General features: G+C 72.4%; 19 protein-coding genes. 15 read left to right on the top strand and 4 right to left on the bottom strand.

All coding sequences use genetic code 11. The annotated features are described in order from the left end of the window. Window positions 1-9: 9 nt before the first annotated feature. A complete protein-coding gene (locus AC07DU_RS24155) occupies window positions 10-717 on the top strand; it encodes a class III extradiol dioxygenase subunit B-like domain-containing protein (protein ID WP_479113516.1) in 708 nt (235 codons plus the stop codon). A 154-nt stretch (window positions 718-871) separates the two neighbouring features. Here AC07DU_RS24155 and AC07DU_RS24150 read toward each other — a convergent pair whose 3' ends face one another. Further along, window positions 872-1,117: an antitoxin gene (locus tag AC07DU_RS24150; protein WP_360892540.1), complete on the bottom strand. Its 246-nt coding sequence runs from the start codon at window positions 1,115-1,117 to the stop codon at window positions 872-874. Window positions 1,118-1,140: 23 nt separating this feature from the next. Further along, on the bottom strand, window positions 1,141-1,299 hold the full coding sequence (locus AC07DU_RS24145) for a gliding motility protein (RefSeq protein ID WP_479113514.1): 159 nt from the start codon (window positions 1,297-1,299) through the stop codon (window positions 1,141-1,143). Window positions 1,300-1,520: 221 nt separating this feature from the next. Here AC07DU_RS24145 and miaA point away from each other — a divergent pair, with 221 nt between their 5' ends. The 6 genes from miaA (at window position 1,521) to hflX (ending at window position 9,453) form a co-directional block, all read left to right on the top strand. Further along, window positions 1,521-2,459: a tRNA (adenosine(37)-N6)-dimethylallyltransferase MiaA gene (miaA, locus tag AC07DU_RS24140; RefSeq protein ID WP_360892534.1), complete on the top strand. Its 939-nt coding sequence runs from the start codon at window positions 1,521-1,523 to the stop codon at window positions 2,457-2,459. Window positions 2,460-2,591: 132 nt separating this feature from the next. Beyond that, the gene (locus AC07DU_RS24135) at window positions 2,592-3,104 is read left to right on the top strand and encodes a hypothetical protein (protein ID WP_479113559.1); all 513 of its coding nucleotides are present in this window, start codon (window positions 2,592-2,594) and stop codon (window positions 3,102-3,104) included. 53 nt (window positions 3,105-3,157) lie between these two features. Continuing rightward, window positions 3,158-4,033 (top strand): diaminopimelate epimerase, encoded by an 876-nt coding sequence (gene dapF / locus AC07DU_RS24130; RefSeq protein ID WP_479113512.1) that lies wholly within the window; start codon window positions 3,158-3,160, stop codon window positions 4,031-4,033. 140 nt (window positions 4,034-4,173) lie between these two features. Continuing rightward, window positions 4,174-6,255 carry a RelA/SpoT family protein gene (locus AC07DU_RS24125; protein ID WP_360892528.1) on the top strand — a complete coding sequence of 694 codons (2,082 nt, stop codon included), beginning with the start codon at window positions 4,174-4,176 and terminating at the stop codon, window positions 6,253-6,255. Between the two features lie 111 nt (window positions 6,256-6,366). Continuing rightward, on the top strand, window positions 6,367-7,812 hold the full coding sequence (locus AC07DU_RS24120; protein WP_479113510.1) for a M1 family metallopeptidase: 1,446 nt from the start codon (window positions 6,367-6,369) through the stop codon (window positions 7,810-7,812). A 126-nt stretch (window positions 7,813-7,938) separates the two neighbouring features. After that, complete coding sequence (gene hflX, locus AC07DU_RS24115; RefSeq protein WP_479113508.1) at window positions 7,939-9,453, top strand: GTPase HflX; 1,515 nt, start codon at window positions 7,939-7,941, stop codon at window positions 9,451-9,453. Window positions 9,454-9,551: 98 nt separating this feature from the next. Here the strand turns inward: hflX and AC07DU_RS24110 are convergent, their stop codons facing one another. Then, window positions 9,552-10,721 (bottom strand): trypsin-like serine peptidase, encoded by a 1,170-nt coding sequence (locus AC07DU_RS24110; RefSeq protein ID WP_479032439.1) that lies wholly within the window; start codon window positions 10,719-10,721, stop codon window positions 9,552-9,554. A gap of 240 nt (window positions 10,722-10,961) precedes the next feature. On the opposite strand from AC07DU_RS24110, the gene AC07DU_RS24105 reads away from it, so the two are divergent. The 5 genes from AC07DU_RS24105 to AC07DU_RS24085 all read left to right on the top strand — a co-directional run bounded on the left by AC07DU_RS24105 (window position 10,962) and on the right by AC07DU_RS24085 (window position 19,803). Further along, the gene (locus tag AC07DU_RS24105) at window positions 10,962-12,347 is read left to right on the top strand and encodes a diaminobutyrate--2-oxoglutarate transaminase family protein (RefSeq protein ID WP_479113506.1); all 1,386 of its coding nucleotides are present in this window, start codon (window positions 10,962-10,964) and stop codon (window positions 12,345-12,347) included. 853 nt (window positions 12,348-13,200) lie between these two features. After that, window positions 13,201-15,105, top strand: a complete 1,905-nt coding sequence (locus AC07DU_RS24100; protein ID WP_479113504.1) for an IucA/IucC family protein — start codon at window positions 13,201-13,203, stop codon at window positions 15,103-15,105. Window positions 15,106-15,136: 31 nt separating this feature from the next. Continuing rightward, window positions 15,137-15,766, top strand: a complete 630-nt coding sequence (locus AC07DU_RS24095; protein WP_479113502.1) for a GNAT family N-acetyltransferase — start codon at window positions 15,137-15,139, stop codon at window positions 15,764-15,766. A gap of 97 nt (window positions 15,767-15,863) precedes the next feature. After that, a complete protein-coding gene (locus AC07DU_RS24090; protein WP_479113500.1) occupies window positions 15,864-17,780 on the top strand; it encodes an IucA/IucC family protein in 1,917 nt (638 codons plus the stop codon). A gap of 52 nt (window positions 17,781-17,832) precedes the next feature. Then, window positions 17,833-19,803 carry an ATP-dependent DNA helicase gene (locus AC07DU_RS24085; RefSeq protein WP_479032424.1) on the top strand — a complete coding sequence of 657 codons (1,971 nt, stop codon included), beginning with the start codon at window positions 17,833-17,835 and terminating at the stop codon, window positions 19,801-19,803. Window positions 19,804-19,902: 99 nt separating this feature from the next. Here the strand turns inward: AC07DU_RS24085 and lexA are convergent, their stop codons facing one another. After that, window positions 19,903-20,697, bottom strand: a complete 795-nt coding sequence (gene lexA / locus AC07DU_RS24080; RefSeq protein WP_360892508.1) for a transcriptional repressor LexA — start codon at window positions 20,695-20,697, stop codon at window positions 19,903-19,905. A 469-nt stretch (window positions 20,698-21,166) separates the two neighbouring features. Between lexA and nrdR the strand changes: the two genes are divergently transcribed. The 3 genes from nrdR (at window position 21,167) to AC07DU_RS24065 (ending at window position 25,612) form a co-directional block, all read left to right on the top strand. After that, window positions 21,167-21,679 (top strand): transcriptional regulator NrdR, encoded by a 513-nt coding sequence (nrdR, locus tag AC07DU_RS24075; protein WP_360892504.1) that lies wholly within the window; start codon window positions 21,167-21,169, stop codon window positions 21,677-21,679. Between the two features lie 145 nt (window positions 21,680-21,824). Then, window positions 21,825-24,722, top strand: coding sequence for a vitamin B12-dependent ribonucleotide reductase (locus tag AC07DU_RS24070; RefSeq protein WP_453371884.1), 2,898 nt, complete (start codon window positions 21,825-21,827; stop codon window positions 24,720-24,722). Between the two features lie 284 nt (window positions 24,723-25,006). After that, window positions 25,007-25,612, top strand: a complete 606-nt coding sequence (locus AC07DU_RS24065) for a YdbC family protein (RefSeq protein ID WP_030709623.1) — start codon at window positions 25,007-25,009, stop codon at window positions 25,610-25,612. Window positions 25,613-25,647: the final 35 nt, after the last annotated feature.

The following is a 25,647-nucleotide window of genomic DNA, read 5'->3' as shown; positions in this document are numbered from 1 at the left end:
CTGCGGATCATGCTCGTAGCCGCTGCCGTCTGTCCCGCCCCGCCCCTGCTCGTGCCGGAGGTCGCCGCGGGGGCCGCCGCCGAACTCGGCGACGCCCGCACCGCCTGCTCCGACGCGCTGGCGGTGCTCGCCGCATCCCGGCCCGACCTGCTCGTGGTGGTGGGGGCCGCCGACGGGGAACAGTCCGGCGCCTACCTCCAGGGGGCCCGCGGCACCTTCCGCGGATTCGGCGTCGACACCGAGGTACGGCTCGGGGAGGGCGAGGAGGGGCCGCGCCCGCTCCCGGCCCCCCTGGCCGTGGGCGCCTGGCTGCTGGGGCACGCCCGGTGGGGCGCCACCCCGCTGGAGGGCCTCGCGATCGACGCCTCGCTGGACACCGCGCGGTGTCTGGAGGCGGGCCGGGAGATCGCCGAGGGAGACGAGCGGATCGCGCTGCTGGTGATGGGCGACGGCAGTGCCAAGCGGACCCTGAAGGCCCCGGGCTACCTCGACGAGCGCGCCGCCGCCTTCGACGCCGCCGTCGGACGCGCGCTGGCCGCCGCCGACGTGGCCGCCCTCGCCGCGCTGGACCCCGCCCTCGCCGCCGAGCTCCAGGCCGCCGGGCGGGCCCCCTGGCAGGTGCTGGCCGGTGCGGCCGGGGGAGCGGGCCTCGACGGGCGTCTGCTGTACGAGGAGGCTCCGTACGGCGTGGGGTATTTCGTGGCCGTCTGGTCCTGAAGGGACGCACGGGGGTCCTGACGACCCCTGGGAGTCCTGACGGGACACTGTGGGGTCCTTCCGGACGGCCTTGGGCCGCCCGGTGGCCCGCCCGGACGCTGAAGGGGCGCGGGAGCGGCCGCAGCCGCTCCCGCGCCCCTTCGCCGGGACCGCGTCAGGAAGCTGCCGGCGGCGTCGGCCCGCCGGGGGTGTCCTTGTGCGCGATCTTGCCCAGGGCGTCCTTCGCCTTGCCCGTGCCGCTCGTGATCCGGTCGCTGTACTTGCCGTGGGTCTTGGAGTCCACGGCCTTGGCCACCTTGTCCAGACCCTCGGTGATCTTGCCCTCGTTCTTCTGGGCGAGGTCGCCGACCTTCTCCTTCGCGGGAGCGAGCTTGGCCTTCAGATTGTCGAGCAGGCCCATGGGTCACCTTCCGTTGGCGGTCGCTACGTACGGGCACCCTCGCCGGCTTCGCTGTCCGCGGCCACCCCGGCCGACTGCTGCTTGGGGATCTCCACGGACTCCGCCGTGGAAACCTCCGCAACAACCGGGTCGGCCTCGGCCTCGCCGGCCGTAGCGGACTCCGCCGTCACGTCCTCGGCCACGACCTCCTCGGTCGCAACCTCGTCCTTACGACGAAAAAACCGATCAAAAACGCCCATGTCTACTCCTGTAACGGTACCCGTGTGAGTGAAGTTCCGCCTTGCCCGGACCGGCCTCCGCCGGCCATGCGCCGGGCCGGAACCTCGCCAGGGCAACGACCCCGCCCCCGCCCCGTCACGTAACTCGATCGGGTACACCCCGTGGGGTTTGCGAGACTGGGGCAGTGAGGAAAGCAGCCCCCGCAGCGCGGGTCATCGCCGTCGTAGGTCCCACCGCGGCAGGAAAGTCCGACCTGGGCGTCGCCCTGGCCCGCCATTTCGACGGCGAAGTCGTCAACGCCGACTCCATGCAGCTGTACCGGGGGATGGACATCGGCACCGCCAAGCTGACGACCGAGGAGCGCGGCGGAGTCCCGCACCACCTCCTCGACATCTGGGACGTCACCGACACCGCCAACGTCGCCGAGTACCAGCGCCTGGCCCGCCTGGAGATCGACAGGCTCCTCGCCGAGGGCCGTACGCCGGTCCTCGTCGGCGGATCCGGCCTGTACGTCCGGGGCGCCCTGGACGTCATGGAGTTCCCCGGCACCGACCCCGAGGTCCGCGCCCGGCTGGAGGACGAGCTCACCCTGCGCGGCCCCGGCGCCCTGCACGCGCGGCTCGCCGCCTCCGACCCGGCCGCCGCCCGGGCGATCCTGCCCAGCAACGGCCGCCGCATCGTCCGCGCGCTGGAGGTCATCGAGATCACCGGCCGCCCCTTCACCGCCAACCTGCCCGGCCACGAGTCCGTCTACGACACCGTCCAGATCGGCGTCGACGTCGCCCGGCCGGAGCTCGACGAGCGGATCGCGCTGCGGGTGGACCGGATGTGGGAAGACGGGCTGGTGGACGAGGTCCGCGCGCTGGAGGCCCGGGGGCTGCGGGACGGAATCACCGCCTCCAGGGCGCTCGGCTACCAGCAGGTGCTGGCCGCGCTCGCCGGCGAGTGCACCGAGGACGAGGCCCGGGCGGAGACGGTCCGCGCGACCAAGCGGTTCGCCCGCCGCCAGGACTCCTGGTTCCGTCGCGATCCGCGCGTGCACTGGCTCAGCGGGGGCGTCGCCGACCGGGGGGAACTCCCCGGGCTCGCGCAGTCGTTGGTCGAACGAGCGGTCACAGCCTGATCACGTGATGGCATCGGGACGCCCCGGGCGCCCGTTGCGGGGCCGGGGGCGTGCCATCATCAAACTCGAGCAGGTGCGGTCACCTGCGGTGAACGGCGGCGTACTGAGTCCGAGTGGGGAGGGCGCGTGGCGATGGAGGCCGGCCCTCGCGACACCGGGCGGGACGAGACCCGGCGGGAAGCGGACCCGACGCTGCTCGACGGGACCGACGGACCCGCAGGTCTCGGGCTGCCCGCCGACCCCGCGCGCCTGACCCCCGACGGCCCGGACACACCGGACTCCGCCGAGGCCGAGGCCGCCGCGGGACCCGAGTTCGAGGTCGAACTGCGCCCGCAGCGCCGCCTGCGGCTGTGGCAGATCGCCCCCATCGTGATGCTCGCCGCCGCCGGTTCGCTGATGTTCGCCTTCCCCCTCGCCTTCGAGTTCGGCGACGGCGGAGCCGTGGTCGCCATGCTCGGCTTCCTCATCAGCAGCTGCGCCGGGGGCTGGGGCATGATGGCCGCCCGCCGGGTGGGCTACACGTGGCCGGGGCTCCCGGCCCGGGGGAGCGGCCGCCGCCCCGACTGGCGCCTGACCGCGCTGTACGCCGTGGTGCTGCTGACCGTCGTCGCGCTCGCCGTGTACCGGGTCGCCCGGCTCCGCTGACCGCCCACCGGACGGTTCCGCGCCGGTGAGCAGGGGCTCGGTACCATGAACCGGTGACGCAGACCACCCTCTCCTTCCTCAAGGGCCACGGCACCGAGAACGACTTCGTGATCGTCCCGGACCCGGACAATGCCATCGAGCTGCCCCCGACGGCCGTCGCGAAGCTCTGCGACCGCCGGGCGGGGATCGGCGCGGACGGCGTCCTGCACGTCGTCCGGTCCGCCGCGCACCCGGAGGCGGCGCACCTGGCCGAGGAAGCCGAGTGGTTCATGGACTACCGCAACAGCGACGGCTCCGTCGCCGAGATGTGCGGAAACGGCGTGCGCGTCTTCGCCCGCTACCTCCAGTACGCCGGTCACGTCGAGCCCGGAGACCTCGCGGTCGCGACCCGCGGCGGCGTCAAGCGGGTCCACCTCGACAAGAGCGGCGACGTCACCGTCTCCATGGGCCGGGCGGAGTTCCCCGAGGGCGAGATCACGGTCGGCGTCGGTTCCCGCAGCTGGCCCGCGCGCAACGTGAACATGGGGAACCCGCACGCGGTGGCGTTCGTTGAAAGCCTCGACGACGCCGGGAACCTGTACACCGCCCCCGAGTTCAGCCCGGCGTCCGCCTACCCGACCGGGGTCAATGTCGAGTTCGTCGTCGACCGCGGCACGCGGCACGTCGCCATGCGCGTCCACGAGCGCGGCTCCGGCGAGACCCGCTCCTGCGGCACCGGCGCGTGCGCGGTCGCCGTGGCCGCCATCCGCCGCGACGGCGCGGACCCGGCCACCACCGGCGAACCGGTGACCTACACCGTCGACCTGCCCGGCGGCACCCTGGTCATCACCGAACACCCCGACGGGCGGATCGACATGACCGGACCGGCCGTGATCGTGGCCACGGGCCAGCTCGACGAAACCTGGCTCACCGAAACGGCTTTCGGCTGAAGCTTCCCTCTAATGGGTGATCCGTTTCACGCTGAGCGAGAGGTGGACTGCGCCACGTGGTGGGGTCGGTAACATCAGGCACCGGCCCTGAGGGCTCACCCCATGCCCGCCACCGCCGGTCGAAGCCGCCGGAGGTGCCCATGAGTGCAGAGGCCACGAACCCCGAAGCACACCCCGAAGCGCCCCCTGAGCTCCGCAGACGTGGCCGGACCAGGCTCGATCTGCGCCGGCTCGGGCGCGCGGCCCTGCTCGGGCCCACGTCCCGCCACCGGCTCCCGGACGCCATCGGCCATGTCGCGGAAGCGCACCGTGCCCACTATCCGGACGCCGATATGTCCGTTCTGCGGCGCGCCTATCTGCTCGCGGAGACCTCGCACCGCGGTCAGATGCGAAAAAGTGGTGAGCCGTACATCACACACCCCCTCGCCGTCACCCTGATCCTCGCCGAACTCGGCGCCGAGACCACGACCTTGACGGCGTCTCTGCTCCACGACACCGTCGAGGACACCGATGTGACCCTCGATCAGGTCCGGGCGGAGTTCGGGGACGAGGTCTGCTTCATCGTCGACGGCGTCACCAAGGTCGAGAAGATCGACTACGGGGCCGCCGCCGAGCCCGAGACCTTCCGCAAGATGCTCGTCGCCACCGGCAACGACGTCCGCGTGATGTCCATCAAACTCGCCGACCGGCTGCACAACATGCGCACGCTGGGCGTGATGCGCCCCGAGAAACAGGCCCGTATCGCGAAGGTCACCCGGGACGTCCTCATCCCGCTCGCCGAACGGCTCGGCGTCCAGGCGCTCAAGACCGAACTGGAAGACCTCGTCTTCGCGATCCTGCACCCCGAGGAGTACGAGAGCACCCGCGCGCTCATCGCCGCGCACGCCGGCGAACGCGACCCGCTGCCCGCCATCGCCGACTCCGTACGGGCCGTCCTGCGCGAGGCGGGCATCGCCGCCGAGGTACGGGTCCGGCCCCGGCACTTCGTCTCCGTGCACCGGATCGCCCGGACGCGCGGCGAACTGCGCGGCTCCGACTTCGGCCGCATCCTCGTCCTCGTCGGCGAGAACGCCGACTGCTACGGGGTCCTGGGCGAGCTCCACACCTGCTTCACCCCGGTGGTCTCCGAGTTCAAGGACTTCATCGCCACCCCGAAGTTCAACCTCTACCAGTCGCTGCACACCGCCGTCGCCACGCCCGAGGGCCACGTCGCCGAGGTCATCGTGCGGACCCGGCAGATGCACCGCGTCGCGGAGGCCGGTGTGGTCGCGCTCGGCAACCCGTACGCCATGGGGACGCCCGACCCGGCCGCGGACCCGGACGAGGAGCGGGTGGACCCCACCCGGCCCGGCTGGCTGAACCGGCTGCTCGACTGGCAGCAGTCCGCGCCCGACCCCGACACCTTCTGGAGCGTGCTGCGCGCGGAGCTGGCACAGGACCGGGAGATCACCGTCTTCCGGGCGGACGGGGGCACCCTGGGCCTGCCGGCCGGGGCCAGCTGCATCGACGCCGCCTACGCGCAGCACGGCGAGGCGGCCCACGGCTGTATCGGCGCCCGGGTCAACGGGCGCCTGACCTCCCTGTCCTGCGTACTGTCCGACGGGGACACCGTTCAACTGCTCCTCGCGCACGACGCCACCTCGGGACCGGCCGCCGAATGGCTGGACCACGCGCGGACCCCCGCCGCCCGGCTCGCCATCAGCACCTGGCTCGAAGCCCATCCCGGCCGGGCGATGTCCACCACCACGGCCGCACGGGCGCCGCTGTCGGTGATCGGGGCCCGGGGCGGCGGGGCCAACGCGGTCGCCGACCTGCCCGACGCGCCCGTGCGACTGGCCGGCTGCTGCACGCCGGTGCCGCCGGACGCCGTCGCCGGGTTCGTGGTCCGGGGCGGGGCCGTCACCGTGCACCGCATCCACTGCGCGGCGGTGGCGCAGATGCGCGCGGTGGGCCGCACCTCCGTCGCCGTCCACTGGCGGGCCACGGCGGACTGCCGGGTCACCCTGCTCGCTGAATCGTTCGGCCGCCCGCACCTGCTGGCCGACCTGACCGAGGCCATCGCCCGCGAAGGGGTCGAGGTCGTCTCCGCGACCGTGGAACCCCCCGTCGAGCAGCGGGTCCGGCACAGCTACACCCTCCAGCTGCCCGACGCGGCCGGGCTGCCCGCGCTGATGCGGGCGATGCGGGACGTGCCGGGCGTGTACGACGTCAGCCGGGTCTAGCGGGTCGGGAGGGGCTTCGCGTGTCACCGGGCGGCGCCGGAAGGTCCCGTTCGGGTGGACCCGTCGCGCGCCGTGCGCGGCCGTGCGGCGGGCGCTGGTAAGCGGTGGGGGATGCAGCTCTCCTCCGCGCGCCTGCGCGCCGCCCTGCTCGCCGCGGCCTCCCTGACCCTCGTAGCCGCCGTACTGCCCCCGCCGAAGCCGCTGGGCATCGGCGACCGGCTCTTCCCGGAGCTCGGGAACCCGGGCTACGACGTCCTCTCGTACGACCTGTCCTTCGCCTACAAGGACAACCGGACCCCGCTCGACGCGGTCACCGTGATCGACGCCCGGGCGCTGGAGCCGCTGGAGCGCATCAATCTGGACTTCACCCACGGCACCGTGGCGTCCGCCGAGGTCAACGGGAAGCCGGCGCGGTTCGAGAGCGCGGGGGAGGACCTCGTACTGACCCCCGCACAGCCGGTCCCGGACGGCATGCCGCTGCACATCACCGTCCGGCACACCAGCGACCCGCGCGGGCGCGGGGACGGCGGCTGGGTGCCAACCGAGGACGGCCTCGCCATGGCCAACCAGGCGGACGCCGCCCACCGGGTCTTCCCCTGCAACGACCACCCCGCCGACAAGGCGTTCTTCACCTTCCGCATCACCGCCCCGGCCGGGCTCACGGCCGTCGCCAACGGGACGCCGGCGCTCCCCGCCCTGCGGTTCGGTCCCTCGACGACCTGGACGTACAAGACCCGGCACCCGATGGCCACCGAGCTGGCCCAGGTCTCCGTCGGCCGTTCGGCCGTGGTCCACAGCACCGGACCGCACGGGCTGCCCCTGCGGGACGTGGTGCCCGCCGCCGACCGGGAGAAGCTGGCCCCGTGGCTGAAGAAGACCGCGGGCCACGTGGCGTGGATGGAGGAGCGCGTCGGCCGCTACCCCTTCGAGAACTACGGCGTACTGATCGCCGGGGCGTCCACCGGCTTCGAGCTGGAGACGCAGACCCTCTCGCTCTTCGAACGGAGCCTGTTCGCGGGCGAGGGCTACCCCGAGTGGTACGTCGAAGCCGTGATGGTCCACGAGCTCGCGCACCAGTGGTTCGGCGACAGCGTCACCCCGCGGACCTGGTCCGACCTGTGGCTCAACGAAGGACACGCCACCTGGTACGAGGCCCTGTACGCGGACGGGCTCGGCAAGTACTCCCTGGAGCGGCGCATGCGCGAGGCGTACCAGCGCTCCGACCAGTGGCGCGCGGCGGGCGGGCCCCCCGCCGCCCCGAAGGCCGCCGCACCCGGCGAGAAGATCGGGCTGTTCCGGCCGGTGGTCTACGACGGGGCCGCACTGATCCTCTACGCGCTGCGCCAGGAGATCGGCCTCCAGGCCTTCGACCGCGTCGAGCGGCGCTGGGTCGCCGAAGACCGGGACGGCGTCGCCGGCACCGACGACTTCGTACGCCTGGCCTCGCAGGAGGCGGGCCGGGACCTGACGGCCTTCCTCAAGCCCTGGCTGTACGGGAAGACGACCCCCGCGATGCCCGGGCACCCGGAGTGGAGCGGGACCGCGCCCGCCCAATAAAGCGTGTGACCGGCGGGGAGCGGGCATGTCACCATCGACGGGCCGTTCGGGGAATCCCCGGACGGTGTGACACGTTGGACAGGACAGTCAACGTGACACTGCTATTCGAATCGACGTAAGGATCCAATGACCTCCTCTTCTTCCCCTTCCCAGGACGCGCGGGACGCACAGGACCCCCAGGACGTGCGCGACGCGCAGAGCTTCACCGAGAGCCTTCGGGCCGATGCCCTGATGGAAGAGGACGTCGCCTGGAGCCACGAGATCGACGGAGACCGGGACGGCGAGCAGTTCGAACGCTCGGAGCGCGCGGCCCTGCGCCGCGTGGCCGGCCTCTCCACCGAGCTCGAAGACGTCACCGAGGTCGAGTACCGCCAGCTGCGCCTGGAGCGGGTCGTGCTCGTCGGTGTCTGGACCTCGGGCACGGTGACCGACGCGGAGAACTCCCTCGCGGAGCTCGCCGCCCTCGCCGAGACGGCGGGCGCCCTCGTGCTCGACGGTGTGATCCAGCGCCGCGACAAGCCCGACCCGGCCACGTTCATCGGCTCGGGCAAGGCGCGCGAGCTGCGTGACATCGTCATGGAGAGCGGCGCGGACACCGTCGTGTGCGACGGAGAGCTCAGCCCCGGCCAGCTCATCGCCCTCGAAGACGTCGTCAAGGTCAAGGTGGTCGACCGCACCGCCCTCATCCTCGACATCTTCGCCCAGCACGCCAAGTCCCGAGAGGGCAAGGCGCAGGTCGCGCTCGCGCAGATGCAGTACATGCTGCCGCGCCTGCGAGGCTGGGGTGCCTCGCTGTCCCGTCAGATGGGTGGCGGCGGCGGTGGCGGCATGGCCACCCGAGGCCCCGGTGAGACCAAGATCGAGACGGACCGGCGACGGATCCGCGAGAAGATGGCGAAGATGCGCCGGGAGATCGCGGAGATGAAGACCGGCCGTGACATCAAGCGGCAGGAACGGCGCCGCAACAAGGTGCCCTCGGTCGCCATCGCCGGTTACACCAACGCCGGCAAGTCCTCGCTGCTCAACCGCCTCACGGGCGCGGGCGTGCTGGTGGAGAACGCGCTGTTCGCCACCCTCGACCCGACCGTGCGCCGGGCCGAGACGCCGAGCGGCCGGGTCTACACCCTGGCCGACACGGTCGGCTTCGTCCGACACCTGCCCCACCACCTGGTCGAGGCGTTCCGCTCCACGATGGAGGAGGTCGGGGACTCCGACCTCATCCTGCACATCGTGGACGGCTCGCACCCCGCGCCGGAGGAGCAGCTGGCGGCGGTGCGCGAGGTGATCCGCGAGGTCGGTGCGGTGAACGTGCCGGAGATCGTGGTGATCAACAAGGCGGACGCCGCGGATCCGCTCGTCCTGCAGCGGCTGCTGCGGATCGAGCGGCGCTCCATCGCCGTCTCGGCGCGGACGGGCCAGGGCATCGAGGAACTCCTCGCACTCATCGACTCCGAGCTGCCGCGGCCCGAGGTCGAGGTGGAGGCCATGGTCCCGTACACGCGGGGCTCGCTAGTGGCCAAGGCGCATGCCGAGGGCGAGGTGATCTCCGAGGAGCACACCCCGGACGGCACCCTGCTCAAGGCGCGGGTCCACCAAGAGCTGGCGGCGGACCTCGCTCCGTACGCACTCGCCAAGCGCTGAGCTCGACCCAGCGGTGACGAACCGAGGCCCCCTGCGCTGCGCAGGGGGCCTCGGTCGTCGTCAGTACTGCCTGCCTGTTTGCCGTTCCGGCTCCGCGGCTACTTGAACTTGCGGCTGACGGCGTCGAAGACGCCCTTCGCCTCCGGACCCAGCCGGGGCCCGGCCAGCCAGCCCGCCTTGGCCGGGCCGATCGAGGTGTTCGACACCAGCGCCGGCTTGCCGTCGGCGCCCGCCGCGACCCAGCCGCCACCGGAGGAACCGCCGGTCATGGTGCAGCCGATGCGGTACATCGCCGGGTCGGTCGCATTCAGGGACAGACGGCCCGGCTTGTCCGTGCACTGGAAGGCCTTCTGGCCGTCGAACGGAGCCGCGGCCGGGTAGCCCGTCGCCGTGATGCTCGCGACCTTCGCCGCGGCCGGAGCGGCGAACTCCACCGGAAGCGCCGAACCGACCGTCTCCTCCAGGGACTTCCCGCTGCCCTTCTCAGGCGTCACGTGCAGCACGGCGAAGTCGTACGGGGCACCCGCGCCGCCGGTCGGACCGCCCGTCGCGATCCACTGGTCGGAGGTCTGCGCCCAGTCGCTCCACCAGACGCCGTACGGAGCCACCTGCTCGCGGGGCGCGCCCTTGAGCTGCGCCGACGGCTTGCCCGCGTTGTTGTAGGACGGGACGAAGGCGATGTTGCGGTACCAGCCGCCGGACTTGCCCGCGTGCACGCAGTGGCCGGCCGTCCAGACCATGTTGGACTTGCCGGGGTGCGCCGGGTCCTTGACCACGGTCGCCGAACAGACCATCGACCCCTCGGGGCCGTCGAAGAAGACCTTGCCGGACTCGGGCACGCTCTGGTGGTAGGGCGGGTTCGCCGCCTTGGCCGTCACCGGCGCCGGGGTCGGGTCGGAGGCGCCCTGGTCCTTGCCCGCGTCCGGGTCGACGGCCGGGCGCTGCGGCTGCTCGGCGTCACGCATGCGGTCCGGGTCCCACAGGTCCTCGATGATCGGGTTGATGTAGTCGCCCGCCTCGCGCAGCCAGTCCTCCTTCTTCCAGTTCTTCCACGCACCCCCCTTCCACTTCTCCAGGTCGATGCCGTGGGCCTTGAGCTTGTCCCTGAGCTGGTCCGGGATCTTGATCCCGTCCGTGCCCGGACTGGTCGCCGCCACGGTCGGCTTGGCGTCGCCGCCGGCCTCCCCGTCGCCGGGGCCGCAGGCCGCTGCGGTCAGCGCGAGCGCGGCCGCGCACAGGATCGCGGTGACCGGTCGGATCGGTCGCATGTCGTTCGTCCCCCTGGTGGTGTCAAGGCGTGGAGTGCAGCCCCCCACTATGCCGCTGCCGCCCAGGACGACACAGGCCGGGGCCGCGGTTCCTCGCTCCCGGCCCTTACGGGGCAAGGATCTTGGGCCCACCCGTGATCCGTCGCCGTCACCGTCGTTGGTACGTACGGGGGACGGGGGGCAGCGTTCGTGTTCGAGACGCGATCCGGAAGAGCAATCAGTGCGGGAGGACCGACACTCGTGGCTTTGACCGAGCCGGCCGCGGCGGCGGCCGCGACACAGACCCCGCCACACGTACCGCCGCAGGCAGACCGGGTACCAGGTCCCGGCGGCGGTGGCGCCGACGGGATCCTGCGCAGGCAGTCCCAACGGGAGTCCGCCGCGCGGACGTACGCGCGCTCCCTGCCCATCGTCCCGGTACGGGCCCGCGGGTTGACCATCGAGGGAGCCGACGGGCGCCGCTACCTCGACTGCCTCTCCGGCGCCGGCACCCTCGCCCTGGGGCACAACCACCCGGTGGTGCTCGAAGCCATCCGCGGCGTACTGGACTCGGGGGCGCCGCTGCACGTGCTGGACCTGGCGACCCCGGTCAAGGACGCCTTCACCACCGAGCTGTTCGCCAACCTGCCGCCCGCGCTGGCCGACGACGCGCGCATCCAGTTCTGCGGGCCGGCCGGCACGGACGCCGTGGAGGCCGCCCTCACCCTGGTCCGCACCGCGACCGGGCGCCGCGGGCTGCTGGCCTTCACCGGGGCCTACCACGGGATGACCGCCGGGGCCCTGGGCGCCTCGGGGGGCGCCCCGGACGTACGGGTGACCCGGCTGCCGTACCCGCAGGAGCTGCGCTGCCCGTTCGGCGTCGGGGGACCCGAGGGCGCCGAATTGGCCGCGCGCTGGACGCAGAACCTGCTGGACGATCCCAAGGGCGGGGTACCCGCCCCCGCTGCCATGATCGTCGAACCCGTGCAGGGCGAGGGCGGGGTCATCCCCGCCCCGGACGCCTGGCTGCGCCGGATGCGGGAGATCACCGCGGCGCGGGGGATCCCGCTGATCGCCGACGAGGTGCAGACCGGGGTGGGCCGGACCGGCGCCTTCTGGGGGGTCGACCACGCGGGGGTGGTGCCCGACGTCATGGTGCTGTCCAAGGCGATCGGCGGCAGTCTGCCGCTCGCGGTGATCGTGTACCGGTCGGGCCTGGACGTCTGGGGCCCGGGGGCACACGCGGGTACCTTCCGCGGCAACCAACTGGCCATGGCCGCCGGCACCGCGACGCTCGCCTTCGTGCGCGAGAACCGGCTCGCCGAGCGCGCCGCGACCCTGGGTGAGCGGATGCTGACGGCCCTGCGGGACCTGGCCTCCCACCATCCCTGCATGGGCGAGGTTCGGGGGCGGGGCCTGATGCTCGGCGTCGAACTCGTCGATCCCGACACCGGGGCCGCCGCACCGGCCCTCGCCACGGCCGTCCGCCAGGAGTGCCTGGACCGAGGTCTGATCGTCGAACTCGGCGGACGCCACGGCGCCGTCGTGCGCCTGCTCCCCCCGCTGACCCTGACCGACGAGCAGGCCGCGGCGGTCCTCGACCGCCTGGCCGACGCCATCCCGGCCGCCGCCGCCCGGACCCACTGACCCGCCACCCCGAGGACCCGCGATGTCAGACCCGCACCAGTCCACCCCCACCCCCCTTCCGAACCCTCCGGCCGCACCCCCGCCAACGCCGGCCCCCACCCCGCCCCTGCCACCGGCGCACCCGCAGCCCGCGCCGGCCCCCGCCCGGCCACAGGCATCGGCGCACCCGGAGCCCGCGCCGGCCCCCACCCCGCCCCAGCCACCGACGCACCCGCAGCCCGCGCCGGCCCCCGCCCGGCCACAGGCATCGGCGCACCCGGAGCCCGCGCCGGACCCCGCCCGGCCACAGGCATCGGCGCACCCGGAGCCCGCGCCGGACTCCGCCCGGCCGCAGGCATCGGCGCACCCGCAGTCCGCGCCGGACCCCGCCCGGCCGCAGGCATCGGCGCACCCGGAGCCCGCGCCGGCCCCCGCCGGGCCGCAGGCATCGGCGCGCCCGGAGCCCGCGCCGGCCCCCGCCGGGCCGCAGGCATCGGCGCAGCCGGATCCCGTCCCCGACTCGGCCGGGCAGCCGACGCCTCCGCGTGCCGCCACACAGGCCCCTGCCCCGGGGCAGCCGTCACCCCCGCTGGCCACCGCGTCCGCGCCCGCCCTCGCGTGGCAGGCCCCGAGCCCGGCCACGCCGTCACCGGCCGCGCCCCCGGGCACGCCGCGCGGCGACACCCCTCGCGCCGGGGACCCCGGGCGCGCCCCCGCGTCGGCAGCCGCTGCCCGCGATGCGCACGGCGCCGCAGCGGACCCGGCTCCCGGGCGGGCGCCGACCTCGGCAGCCGGTGCCCGCGAAGCGCACGGCGCCGCTGCGGATCCGGCTACCGAGCCGCGCTCCGGCACGCCGACCCAGCCCGCCGCGGCCATGCCGGAGCCGCCGCCACCGGCCGCGGCGAGCGCGCTCGGCGCACCGCTCCAGCAGGGCCCGGCCGTCGGCGCTGAAGCGGCAGCCACCGTGCCGCGGCAGAAGGACGGCACCCCCAGACCCCGGACCGGCTGGAAGAGCCCCGCCCGACCGGCTCCAGCCGCGCTGCCCGACCTCCTGAACCACCCCGACCCGGCCATCGCCGCCGAGGCGGCAGCGGTGGAGAACCTGCTGCGGTGCTGGGTCCGCGAAGCCGGACTGGGCCGCCCCGACGGCCCGGCCGGAGCCCCGCTGCGCATCCCGCTCCCCGCCTCCGGCACCGCCCTGCGCGTCGCAGTCCGCCACTGGTCTCCCGCCGGCTGGCACCGCTTCGGCCCGGCCCGGCTCGAAGGCGCACCCGCCACCGCACCCGACCTGGACGCCGTCACCCTCGCCGCGCTCATCTCCCGCGAGGGCGTGAGCGGTGGCCAAGGCAACGCCGACCTCGTCGGACGGGTCGCCGACTCGGTGCGCCGTACCACCGAGTTCATCGCCGACCGCCGAGAACGCCCCACCGCCCCGGCCCCCGTGGACGGGGACCTCTTCCTCACCGCCGAACAGTCACTCCTTCTCGGTCACCCCTTCCAACCGGACCCGAAGAGCCGCGAAGGACTCTCCGAGACCGAAGTCCGCCTCTACTCACCCGAACTCCACGGCTCCTTCCCCCTGCACTGGGTCGCGGTCGAACCCGCCGCGCTCGCCACCGAATCGGCCTGGACCGAGCGCGGCCGCCCCGTCTGCGCCGCACAGCTCCTCGGCCGCCTCGCCCCCGGACTGCCGGTACCCGACGGCGCCACCCCCCTTCCCCTGCACCCCTGGCAGGCCAGCGACCTGCTTCAGCGCCCTGCCGTCACCGCCCTGCGTGACGCCGGACTCCTGCACGACCTGGGCCCGTACGGCGCGCCCTGGTACCCCACCTCCTCCGTTCGCACCGTCCACCGACCCGGCGCCCCCGCCATGCTCAAGCTCTCCCTGGGCCTGCGCATCACCAACTCCCGCCGGGAGAACCTCCGCAAGGAACTCCACCGCGGTGTGGAGGTGCACCGGCTGCTCCGCACCGGTCTCGCCGAGCAGTGGCAGACGGCCCACCCCGGCTTCGACATCGTCCGCGACCCCGCCTGGGTCGCCGTGGACGCCCCGGACGGCACCCCGGTCCCCGGCCTCGACGCCCTGCTGCGCCACAACCCCTTCCGCTCGGGCGACGACGCCGTCTGCATCGCCGCGCTCACCTCTCCCCGCCCATGGCCCGGCCGGACCACCATGACCTCCCGCCTCGCCGAGATCGTCTCCGGCCTCGCCGCCGCCACCGGACACACCACGTCCGCCGTCGCCGCCGAGTGGTTCCTGCGCTACCTCGACCACGTGGTCCTGCCGGTCCTCGCCTTCGACGCGCTCGCCGGTATCGCCCTGGAAGCGCACCAGCAGAACACCCTGGTCCTCCTCGACCCGGCCGGCTGGCCGATCGGCGGCCGCTACCGCGACAACCAGGGGTACTACTTCCGCGCATCCCGCCGCGCGGAGCTGGAGCGCCGGCTTCCCGGTATCGGCCGACACAGCGACACCTTCGTCTCCGACGACGTCACCGACGAACGCTTCGCCTACTACCTCGGCATCAACAACGTGCTCGGGCTCATCGGTGCCTTCGGATCCCAGCGCCTCGCCGACGAACGCGTCCTCCTCGCCGCCTCCCGCCGCTTCCTCGCCAAGGCCGCGAACCTCGGCCCGCTTCCCACGCGGCTGCTCGACTCACCGACCCTGCGCTGCAAGGCAAACCTGCTCACCCGCCTGGGCGGTCTCGACGAGCTGGTCGGCCCCGTCGACACCCAGTCCGTCTACGTCACCCTCGCCAACCCCCTTCACCATTGACGCGTCGGAGCTGACGCGGAGAAGAGCCCCGATGCGCTCCACCGACGAAACACGCCTCAACGCCGACCTGTTGCCCCAGCTCGCCGAGGCGGACCTGCTCGACTCCCCGGCCACCTGGGGCGGCGTCCCCACGCACGCCGGAGCCTTCCGCCTCGAACCGGTGCGACCGGAGCGCGACCTGGAGCTCGTCGCCCGCTGGATGAACGATCCAGAGGTGGCCGCCTATTGGGAGCTCGCCGGCCCCGCCGCCGTCACCGCCGCCCACCTGCGCGCCCAGCTCGACGGAGACGGCCGCAGCATCCCCTGTCTCGGCCTCCTCGACGGCACGCCGATGAGCTACTGGGAGATCTACCGGGCCGACCTCGACCCGCTTTCCCGGCACTACCCGGCGCGCCCCCACGACACCGGTATCCACCTGCTCATCGGAGACGGCACGAACCGGGGGCGTGGTCTGGGCACGACCCTGCTGCGAGCCGTCGCCGACCTGGTCCTCGGCAACCGCCCCCGCTGCACACGCGTCATCGCGGAACCGGACATCCGCAACACCCCCTCCGTATCAGCCTTCCTGAGCTCCGGCTTCCGCTGTTACGCGGAAATCGACCTACCCGAGAAGCGCGCCGCCCTGATGGTCCGGGAGCGGGCGCTTCGCAATCTCCTCTGAGTGCCGCCCCGCATGCCCTGCCGTCGTCGCCGCTTCGCACCTCTCCCTTCGAAAACTCTGCGTCGCGCAGCAAAGTTCCCGATCTTCGAGGAGTCCCGTGCCGAACGTCCCCACCGCCCCCGACTCGGCGGAACCCGCCGTGCCGCAGTCACCCCAGGACCCCCGCACACCGCCCGAGCTCACCCGGGCGACCTGGGACCGCGCCGCGCGCCGCCTGCTCGCCAAGATGCTGGAAGAGTTCGCCTACGAGGAGATCATCCGCCCCGCCCCCGCGCGGGCCGCCGCCGGTGACGCCTGGACCCTGACCCTGGACGACGGCAGCAGTCTCGGCTTCCGGGCGCGCCGCCGCTCGTACGGCAGCTGGGACGTCGCCCCGGACACCATCACCCTCACGCCGCCGCTGCCCCCAGCCGCCCCGCCCTCCCCAGCCACATCCGCCAGCCCAACCGCCCTCGGCAGCCCCTCCGCCCTCGGCAGTCCCACCGTCTTCGGCGACCCGTACGCCTTCCTCATCCGCGCCCGCTCCCTCCTCGGCCTCGACGGCCCCACGCTCGGCCACCTCGTCCGCGAGCTCAGCGCCACACTCGCCGCCGACGCCCGGATCGAGCACACCGCCCTCACCGCCGACGTCCTCGCCGACCTCGACTACGCGGCCCTGGAAGGCCACCAGAGCGGCCACCCCTGGCTCGTCCTGAACAAGGGCCGTATCGGACTGTCTTCCTCCGACACCGCCGCCTGGGCCCCCGAGGCCCGCACCCGCCAACGCCTGCCCTGGCTCGCCGCCCACACCTCCCTCGCCGCCTACCGCGGCACCGGCGGCCTCGAGGATCCGGCCCGCCTCTACTCCGCCGAGCTCGACCCCGTCACCCGCACCGTCTTCGACCAGGCCCTGCGCGACCGCGGCCTCGATCCTCTGCGCTACCTCTACTTCCCGGTGCACCCCTGGCAGTGGGACGAGGTGGTCCTGCCCCTCTTCGCGCCCGCCCTCGCCTCCGGCGCGCTCGTACCGCTCCCCGCGGACCCCGACCAACGGCTGCCCCAGCAGTCCATCCGCACCTTCCTCAACCTCAGCCGCCCGGACCGGCACAGCGTCAAGCTCCCGCTCTCCGTCTTCAACACCATGGTCTGGCGCGGTCTGCCCTCCGACCTCGCCCTCGCCGCGCCCGCCGTCACCGCCTGGATCCACTCGCTGCGCGACGCCGACCCCTTCCTCCGCGACGAATGCCGCGTCGTCCTGCTCGGCGAGGTCGCCTCCGTCACCGTCCGCCACCCCGTCTACGACGAGCTCCCCGAGGTCCCGTACCAGTACAAGGAGCTCCTCGGCGCGATCTGGCGCGAGCCCCTCACGGGCCTCCTCGCCCCCGGCGAACGCGCCCGTACGCTCGCCTCGCTCCTCCACACCGATCCGCGCGGCCGGTCCTTCACCGCCGAGCTCGTCGCGCGGTCCGGGCTGGCGCCCGCCGTCTGGCTGCAGCGGCTCTTCGCCGCGCTCCTGCCCCCGCTCCTGCACTTCCTCTACCGCTACGGCACCGTCTTCTCCCCGCACGGCGAGAACGCCATCGTGATCTTCGACGAGCACGACGTCCCGGTCCGGCTCGCGGTCAAGGACTTCGTGGACGACATCAACATCAGCGACGAGCCGCTGCCCGAGCTGGACTCCCTGCCCGACGAGGTCCGGGCCGTCCTGCTCACCGAGCCCGCCGACTTCCTGCCCCAGTTCATCCACTCCGGGCTGTTCGTCGGCGTCTTCCGCTACCTCGCGGCCCTGTGCGAAGACCGCCTCGGCGTCCCGGAGGGCGACTTCTGGTCCCTCGTGCGGGCCGAGATCCTGCGCCACCAGGCCCGCTTCCCCGAGCTCAAGGACCGCTACGAGCTCTTCGACCTGCTCGGAGAACGCATCGGCCGGCTCTGCCTCAACCGGAACCGGCTCTACGAGGACGGCTACCGCGATCGTCCCGACCGCCCTCACGCGGTGCAGTACGGCACCGTGCACAACCCCTTGTACCGGCCATGAATCCTCGGGGGTGTGCTCACTGTCGGTGGCGCCCCGTAGGGTTGGCAGTGCTATGACGAAGCCCTCCCTCCCCGACCTGCTGCACGCCGCCGTCTCCGCCGTCGGCGGCACGGAGCGCCCCGGCCAGGTGGCCATGGCCGAAGCCGTCGCCGAAGCGATCGACGACAGCTCCCACCGGCTCATCCAGGCCGGCACCGGCACCGGCAAGTCCCTCGGCTACCTGGTGCCGGCCCTCGCCCACGGCGAGCGCGTGGTCGTGGCCACCGCGACCCTCGCCCTCCAGCGCCAGCTCGTCGAGCGCGACCTGCCCCGGACGGTGGACGCACTGCATCCGCAGCTGCGCCGCCGCCCGCAGTTCGCCATGCTCAAGGGCCGGTCGAACTACCTCTGCCTGCACCGTCTGCACGAGGGTGCTCCGCAGGACGAGGAGGAGGGCCTCTTCGACCAGTTCGAAGCGGCCACCCCCACCAGCAAGCTCGGCAAGGACCTGCTGCGCCTGCGCGACTGGGCCGACGAGACGGAGACCGGCGACCGCGACGATCTGACACCGGGCGTCTCGGACAAGGCCTGGTCGCAGATCTCCGTCTCCTCCCGCGAGTGCCTGGGCGCGACGAAGTGCGCGTACGGAGCCGAGTGCTTCGCGGAGGCCGCCCGCGAGCGCGCCAAGCTCGCGGACGTGGTCGTCACCAACCACGCGCTCCTGGCCATCGATGCCATCGAGGGCGCCCCGGTGCTGCCCCAGCACGAGGTGCTGATCGTGGACGAGGCCCACGAGCTGGTCTCCCGGGTGACCGGGGTCGCCACCGGCGAGCTCACCCCCGGGCAGGTCAACCGGGCCGTGAAGCGTGCGGCCAAGCTGGTGGACGAGAAGACCGCCGACGCCCTGCAGACCGCCTCGGAGTCCTTCGAGAGGGTCATGGAGCTGGCGCTCCCGGGCCGCCTGGAAGAAGTGCCCGAGGACCTCGGCTACGCACTGATGGCGCTGCGCGACGCCGCGCGCAACGTCATCTCGGCGATCGGTTCGACCCGCGACAAATCCGTCCAGGACGAGGACGCCGTCCGCAAGCAGGCCCTGGCCGCGGTGGAAGGCGTCCACGGGGTGGCGGAGCGGATCACGAACGGATCCGAGTTCGACGTCGTCTGGTACGAGCGCCACGACCGCTTCGGTGCCACCCTCCGGGTCGCCCCCCTGTCCGTGTCCGGCCTGCTGCGGGAGAAGCTGTTCGCGGACCGCTCCGTCGTCCTGACCTCGGCCACCCTCAAGCTCGGCGGCGACTTCAACGGGGTCGCGGCCTCGCTCGGCCTGTCGCCCGAAGGGGTCGAGGGGGACGACGTACCGGTCTGGAGGGGCCTGGACGTCGGCTCGCCCTTCGACTACCCGAAGCAGGGCATCCTGTACGTCGCCAAGCACCTGGCCACGCCGGGCCGCGAGGGGACCCGCGGCGACATGATGGACGAGCTCGCCGAGCTGATCGAGGCGGCCGGCGGGCGCACCCTGGGGCTCTTCTCCTCCATGCGCGGCGCCAAGGCGGCCGCCGAGGAGCTGCGCGGGCGGCTCGACCACCCGATCCTGCTCCAGGGCGAGGAGACACTGGGTGAGCTGATCAAGGCGTTCGCGGCCGACCCGAAGACCTGCCTGTTCGGGACGCTCTCGCTCTGGCAGGGCGTGGACGTGCCCGGGCCCAGCTGTCAGCTCGTGGTGATGGACAGGATCCCGTTCCCGCGCCCCGACGACCCGCTGATGAGCGCACGGCAGAAGTCGGTGGAGGAGCACGGCGGCAACGGCTTCATGGCCGTCGCGGCCACGCACGCCGCTCTCCTGATGGCCCAGGGTGCGGGCCGTCTCGTGCGGGCCACCGGCGACAAGGGCGTCGTCGCGGTCCTGGACCCGCGGCTGGCGACGGCCCGGTACGGGAGTTTCCTGCGCGCCACGCTGCCGGACTTCTGGTACACCACGGACCGCAACCAGGTCCGTCGCTCCCTGGCCGCGATCGACGCGACGGCCCAGGCCGACGGGAAGTAGCCGACGGGAAGGCCCGGCGGCGGCCCGACCGGCCCCGGGCACACAACAACCCCCGGGACCGGCGCAGTGGATCCCGGGGGTTGACTGGAGGCGGCGGGGTCAGACCCGACGCAGTACCGCGACGACCTTGCCGAGGATGGTCGCCTCGTCACCGGGGATCGGCTGGTAGGCGGCGTTATGCGGGAGGAGCCACACGTGGCCGTCCTCGCGCTTGAAGCGCTTGACGGTGGCCTCGCCGTCCAGCATCGCGGCGACGATGTCCCCGTTCTCCGCGACCGGCTGGCGACGGACGGTGACCCAGTCGCCGTCACAGATGGCGGCCTCGATCATCGAGTCCCCGACGACCTTGAGGACGAAGAGCTCGCCGTCCCCGACGAGCTGGCGGGGGAGCGGGAACACGTCCTCGACCGACTCCTCGGCGAGGATCGGACCGCCGGCCGCGATCCGGCCGACCAGGGGAACGTAGGAGGCGGCGGGCTTGCCGGTGGTGTCCGTGGGCTGCGAGCTCGGCTGGTCCGAGCCGCGCACCTCGTAGGCGCGGGGGCGGTGCGGGTCACGGCGCAGGAAGCCCTTGCGCTCCAGGGCCATCAGCTGGTGCGCCACCGACGACGTGCTGGACAGGCCGACCGCCTGACCGATCTCCCGCATCGACGGCGGGTAACCCCGGCGCTGCACGGAGTCCCGGATGACCTCGATGACCCTCCGCTGCCGGTCCGTGAGCCCCGAGCTGTCGGCGCGGATGCCTGGAGGTCGACCTGGCAGCGAGCGTGCGGGGCGTACTACGGGCTCCGCGTCCGGATTCAGGTGTGCGTCGTTCATGGCATGCACCGGCTCAAGTCGGCTCTGGGAGCGGTTCTGGGCAGTGATGGCGGCACTGTCTGCGGTCGTGGTCACGGCGGCCCCTCTCGAAATGTTCTCCCTAGCTGGACAACGGTAGTTGCTTTCGAAAGGTTGCGCCAAACACACGTTCGAGTGAAAAATCGCAGATCGCCCTGCGTGGGCATATCGCGGAGTGTATGGACGATCGGTTCGTCGAACGCCGGTTCGGCTCGGCGCCTGCCGCTTACGCTACCCTTCCCGGTCGGATCGCGACCGGCCGGGGCCGCGTCCAGTGTGGCACTGCCGGGCCTCGTATCCGGCTATCGGACGCCGCGACACGCGCGGCCCCGCAAATGCACCACAACCCAAGATCTAGTGGTTGGATGAGCGCGGCCGCCCAGAACTTGTGGTCCCCGGGTCTGCTGAGGCTCCTGGGATCGCATATGCTGGTGGCTGCTTCACGAGCCCCCGGCAGAGCGCGTCCCTGTCGTTCAGGGGCCCCGTGAGGTGATTCAGTCGTGCCAAGAGGGAGGGTGAGGGAACCATGCACTGCCCCTTCTGCAGGCACCCCGACAGCCGCGTCGTCGACAGCCGCACCACGGACGACGGCACGTCGATCCGCCGGCGCCGTCAGTGCCCCGACTGCTCCCGTCGCTTCACGACGGTGGAGACGGCCTCGCTGATGGTGATCAAGCGCAGCGGGGTGACCGAACCCTTCAGCCGTACCAAGGTCATCTCCGGCGTGCGCAAGGCGTGCCAGGGGCGGCCGGTCACCGAGGACGCCCTCGCCAAGCTCGGCCAGCGGGTCGAGGAGGCGGTGCGCGCCACCGGGAGCGCCGAGCTGACCACCCACGACGTGGGTCTGGCCATACTCGGCCCGTTGCAGGAGCTCGACCTGGTCGCGTACCTGCGCTTCGCGTCCGTTTACAAAGCGTTCGACACCCTTGAAGACTTCGAGACCGCCATCGTGGAACTGCGCGAGCAGCGGCCTCACCCTGATGAGCGCGAGCTCGGCGGGACCGCTCCGGTCCCCGTGCCCGCCTCCGCCGCCGACTGACCGGACGGCCCGCGTCGCACCGCATGCGCAGCGCGACACGGGCCGGTCAGTCAGGCGAAGAAGCGTAGAAACCGAATCACAGCACCGTGCCGCGGAATAGCGCTGGCACTTTAGGGCGTTTTTGCCCGCATATGGGAGGCCTGGCATGACAGAGACGGCGAGCAGCTCGGCACGTGGTTCCCGCGCCAAGGGAACCAAGGCTGCCAAGGGCGGCCTGCGTATCGAGCGCATCCACACCACCCCCGGCGTGCACCCCTACGACGAGGTGAGCTGGGAGCGCCGTGACGTCGTCATGACCAACTGGCGCGACGGCTCGGTCAACTTCGAGCAGCGCGGCGTCGAGTTCCCCGACTTCTGGTCGGTGAACGCGGTCAACATCGTCACCAGCAAGTACTTCCGCGGCGCGGTCGGCACCCCGCAGCGCGAGACCGGCCTGAAGCAGCTCATCGACCGGATCGTGAAGACGTACACGAAGGCCGGCGAGGACTACGACTACTTCGCGTCGCCCGCCGACGCGGAGATCTTCGAGCACGAGCTGACCTACGCCCTCCTGCACCAGATCTTCAGCTTCAACTCCCCGGTGTGGTTCAACGTCGGCACCCCCCAGCCGCAGCAGGTCTCCGCCTGCTTCATCCTGGCCGTCGACGACTCCATGGAGTCGATCCTCGACTGGTACAAGGAAGAGGGAATGATCTTCAAGGGCGGCTCCGGCGCCGGCCTGAACCTCTCCCGCATCCGCTCCTCCAAGGAGCTCCTCTCCTCCGGCGGCAACGCCTCCGGGCCCGTCTCCTTCATGCGCGGCGCCGACGCGTCCGCCGGAACGATCAAGTCGGGCGGCGCCACCCGCCGCGCGGCCAAGATGGTCGTCCTGGACGTGGACCACCCGGACGTCGAGGCCTTCATCGAGACCAAGGTGAAGGAGGAGGAGAAGATCCGCGCCCTGCGCGACGCGGGCTTCGACATGGACCTGGGCGGCGACGACATCACGTCCGTCCAGTACCAGAACGCCAACAACTCCGTCCGCGTGAACGACGAGTTCATGACGGCCGTCGAGAACGGCACCAAGTTCGGCCTGCGCGCCCGCATGACCGGTGAGGTCATCGAGGAGGTCGACGCCAAGGCGCTCTTCCGCAAGCTCGCCGAGGCCGCGTGGGCCTGCGCCGACCCGGGCATCCAGTACGACGGTGTGATCAACAACTGGCACACCTGCCCCGAGTCCGGCCGCATCACCGCGTCCAACCCGTGCAGCGAGTACATGCACCTGGACAACACGTCCTGCAACCTCGCCTCGCTCAACCTGATGAAGTTCCTCAACGACGACGGCAAGGGCAACCAGTCCTTCGACGCCGAGCGCTTCTCCAAGGTCGTCGAGCTCGTCATCACCGCGATGGACATCTCCATCTGCTTCGCGGACTTCCCGACGCAGAAGATCGGCGAGAACACCCGCGCCTTCCGCCAGCTGGGCATCGGCTACGCCAACCTCGGCGCCCTGCTGATGGCCACCGGCCACGCGTACGACTCGGACGGCGGCCGCACCCTCGCCGCCTCGATCACCTCGCTGATGACCGGTACCGCGTACAAGCGCTCCGCCGAGCTGGCCGCGATCGTCGGCCCGTACGACGGCTACGCCCGCAACGCCGAGTCGCACAAGCGCGTCATGAAGCAGCACGCCGACGCCAACGCCGTCGCGCCGCGCACCGAGGACCTGGACAAGACGATCTGGGCCGCGGCCACCGAGGCCTGGCAGGACGTCCTGCGCCTCGGCGAGAAGAACGGCTTCCGCAACTCCCAGGCCTCCGTCCTCGCGCCGACCGGCACCATCGGTCTCGCGATGTCCTGCGACACCACCGGTGTCGAGCCGGACCTGGCGCTGGTCAAGTTCAAGAAGCTCGTCGGCGGCGGCTCGATGCAGATCGTCAACGGCACCGTCCCGCAGGCCCTGCGCCGCATGGGATACCAGGAAGAGCAGATCGAGGCGATCGTCTCCCACATCGCCGAGCACGGCGTGGTCGTCGACGCCCCGGGCCTGAAGCCCGAGCACTACTCGGTGTTCGACTGCGCCATGGGTGAGCGTTCCATCTCCGCGATGGGCCACGTCCGCATGATGGCCGCGATCCAGCCCTGGATCTCCGGCGCGATCTCCAAGACGGTCAACATGCCGGAGACGGCGACCGTCGAGGAGATCGAGGAGATCTACTTCGAGGCCTGGAAGCTGGGCGTCAAGGCGCTCGCGATCTACCGCGACAACTGCAAGGTCGGCCAGCCCCTCTCCGCCAAGAAGAAGGAGGAGGAGAAGGAGGAGGTCACCGCCAAGACGGAGGAGACCATCCGCGCCGCCGTCGAGAAGGTCATCGAGTACCGCCCCGTCCGCAAGCGCCTCCCCAAGGGCCGCCCGGGCATCACCACCTCCTTCACGGTAGGTGGCGCCGAGGGCTACATGACCGCCAACTCCTACCCGGACGACGGTCTGGGCGAGGTCTTCCTGAAGATGTCCAAGCAGGGCTCGACCCTTGCGGGCATGATGGACGCCTTCTCGATCGCCGTCTCGGTCGGCCTGCAGTACGGGGTGCCGCTGGAGACCTACGTCTCGAAGTTCACCAACATGCGCTTCGAGCCGGCCGGCATGACGGACGACCCGGACGTGCGGATGGCGCAGTCGATCGTCGACTACATCTTCCGCCGCCTGGCGCTGGACTTCCTGCCCTTCGAGACCCGCTCCGCCCTCGGCATCCACACCGCCGAGGAGCGCCAGCGCCACCTGGAGACCGGCTCCTACGAGCCCCTCGAGGACGAGCTGGACACCGAGTCGCTGGCGCAGTCGGCCCCGCTCGCCGCGGTGCCGTCGGCCCCGCAGCCGGTCGCGGCCGCCCCGGCCACCCCGGTCCCGGCCCCGAAGACGGCGCACAGCAACGCCGAACTGGTCGAGATGCAGCTCGGCGTCTCCGCCGACGCCCCGCTCTGCTTCTCCTGCGGTACGAAGATGCAGCGCGCCGGCTCCTGCTACATCTGCGAGGGCTGCGGCTCCACCAGCGGCTGCAGCTGACACAGGCCCAGGCGCTCGCCTCGGTCGCAGTGTCCGGCGTAGCCGGCTGACCAGCAGCGCACGGAGGGGGCCGGCCGAAAGGCCGGCCCCCTTTGCCGTGGCCGTCCTACCGCCGCGGCGGCCCGCGGTTTCGACGAATCCGGTCCGGGTGAATGGCTGGCCCTGCTCGTCCCGCTCGCCCGGGAGTTCGGGCTTCGGTCGCCCGAGCGGGATGCGGCGGAACTGGTGCGGATCCACCGCACCGGGGACTGACCGGGGCCGCGCCGGGCCCGTACGATGGCGCAGTGCTGGTCAAGTGGATTCGCTGCACGGTGACGGACCGACGCGGGTTCGAGCGCGGACAGCGAAAATGGGCGGGGCTGCCGGGCGAGCCGGGATTCCGGGGGCAGGGCGGCGGCTGGAGCCGGGGCCGGCAGGGGGTCGCGCACGTCTTCGCGTTCTGGGAGAGCCGCTCCTTCTACGACTCCTTCATGGCGCGCTCGCACGACCGGCTGGCCGCGGCTCAGAACGGCACCTACACCGACCTGCGGGTGACGCTCTTCGACCACCGCTTCGACGTGAAGACCGGTTTCGAGCCCCGCTTCACCGATGCCGACGTCGTGCGGGTCGCGCACACCCGGGTCCGCGAGGGCCGGGTCGACCACTTCGCGCTCATGCAGGAGAAGGTGTGGAATCCGGCCATGGCGGGGTCGCCCGGCATGGTCCGCGGGCTGTTCGGGGAGGCGCCCGGCCGCGAGTTCCTGGTGCTGTCGATGTGGCACGCCGCGGCCGAGCACGGCAAGTACCGGCAGGAGCGCGTCGAGCGGCTCTCCCTGCGGGCGCAGATCCAGGCCGACGTGGAGGCGCTCACCGGGGACGTCGTCGACCTCGAACCCTCCTGGACGGTATGACCGTACGACGACCGCCAGGCGGACCGGCGTGCCCG

The sequence above is a fragment of the Streptomyces sp. NPDC045695 genome (assembly GCF_056432025.1).
The sequence above is the reverse complement of the archived record's forward strand: the minus strand, read 5'-3'. Positions and strand labels throughout refer to the sequence as shown.

Coding starts and splice junctions, on each gene's coding strand:
- AC07DU_RS24155 (WP_479113516.1), top strand. CDS start 10: ATGCTCGTAGCCGCTGCCGTCTGTCCCGCCCCGCCCCTGCTCGTGCCG.
- AC07DU_RS24150 (WP_360892540.1), bottom strand. CDS start 1,117: ATGGGCCTGCTCGACAATCTGAAGGCCAAGCTCGCTCCCGCGAAGGAG.
- AC07DU_RS24135 (WP_479113559.1), top strand. CDS start 2,592: ATGGAGGCCGGCCCTCGCGACACCGGGCGGGACGAGACCCGGCGGGAA.
- AC07DU_RS24125 (WP_360892528.1), top strand. CDS start 4,174: ATGAGTGCAGAGGCCACGAACCCCGAAGCACACCCCGAAGCGCCCCCT.
- AC07DU_RS24120 (WP_479113510.1), top strand. CDS start 6,367: ATGCAGCTCTCCTCCGCGCGCCTGCGCGCCGCCCTGCTCGCCGCGGCC.
- hflX (WP_479113508.1), top strand. CDS start 7,939: ATGACCTCCTCTTCTTCCCCTTCCCAGGACGCGCGGGACGCACAGGAC.
- AC07DU_RS24110 (WP_479032439.1), bottom strand. CDS start 10,721: ATGCGACCGATCCGACCGGTCACCGCGATCCTGTGCGCGGCCGCGCTC.
- AC07DU_RS24100 (WP_479113504.1), top strand. CDS start 13,201: ATGCCGGAGCCGCCGCCACCGGCCGCGGCGAGCGCGCTCGGCGCACCG.
- AC07DU_RS24095 (WP_479113502.1), top strand. CDS start 15,137: ATGCGCTCCACCGACGAAACACGCCTCAACGCCGACCTGTTGCCCCAG.
- AC07DU_RS24085 (WP_479032424.1), top strand. CDS start 17,833: ATGACGAAGCCCTCCCTCCCCGACCTGCTGCACGCCGCCGTCTCCGCC.
- nrdR (WP_360892504.1), top strand. CDS start 21,167: ATGCACTGCCCCTTCTGCAGGCACCCCGACAGCCGCGTCGTCGACAGC.
- AC07DU_RS24070 (WP_453371884.1), top strand. CDS start 21,825: ATGACAGAGACGGCGAGCAGCTCGGCACGTGGTTCCCGCGCCAAGGGA.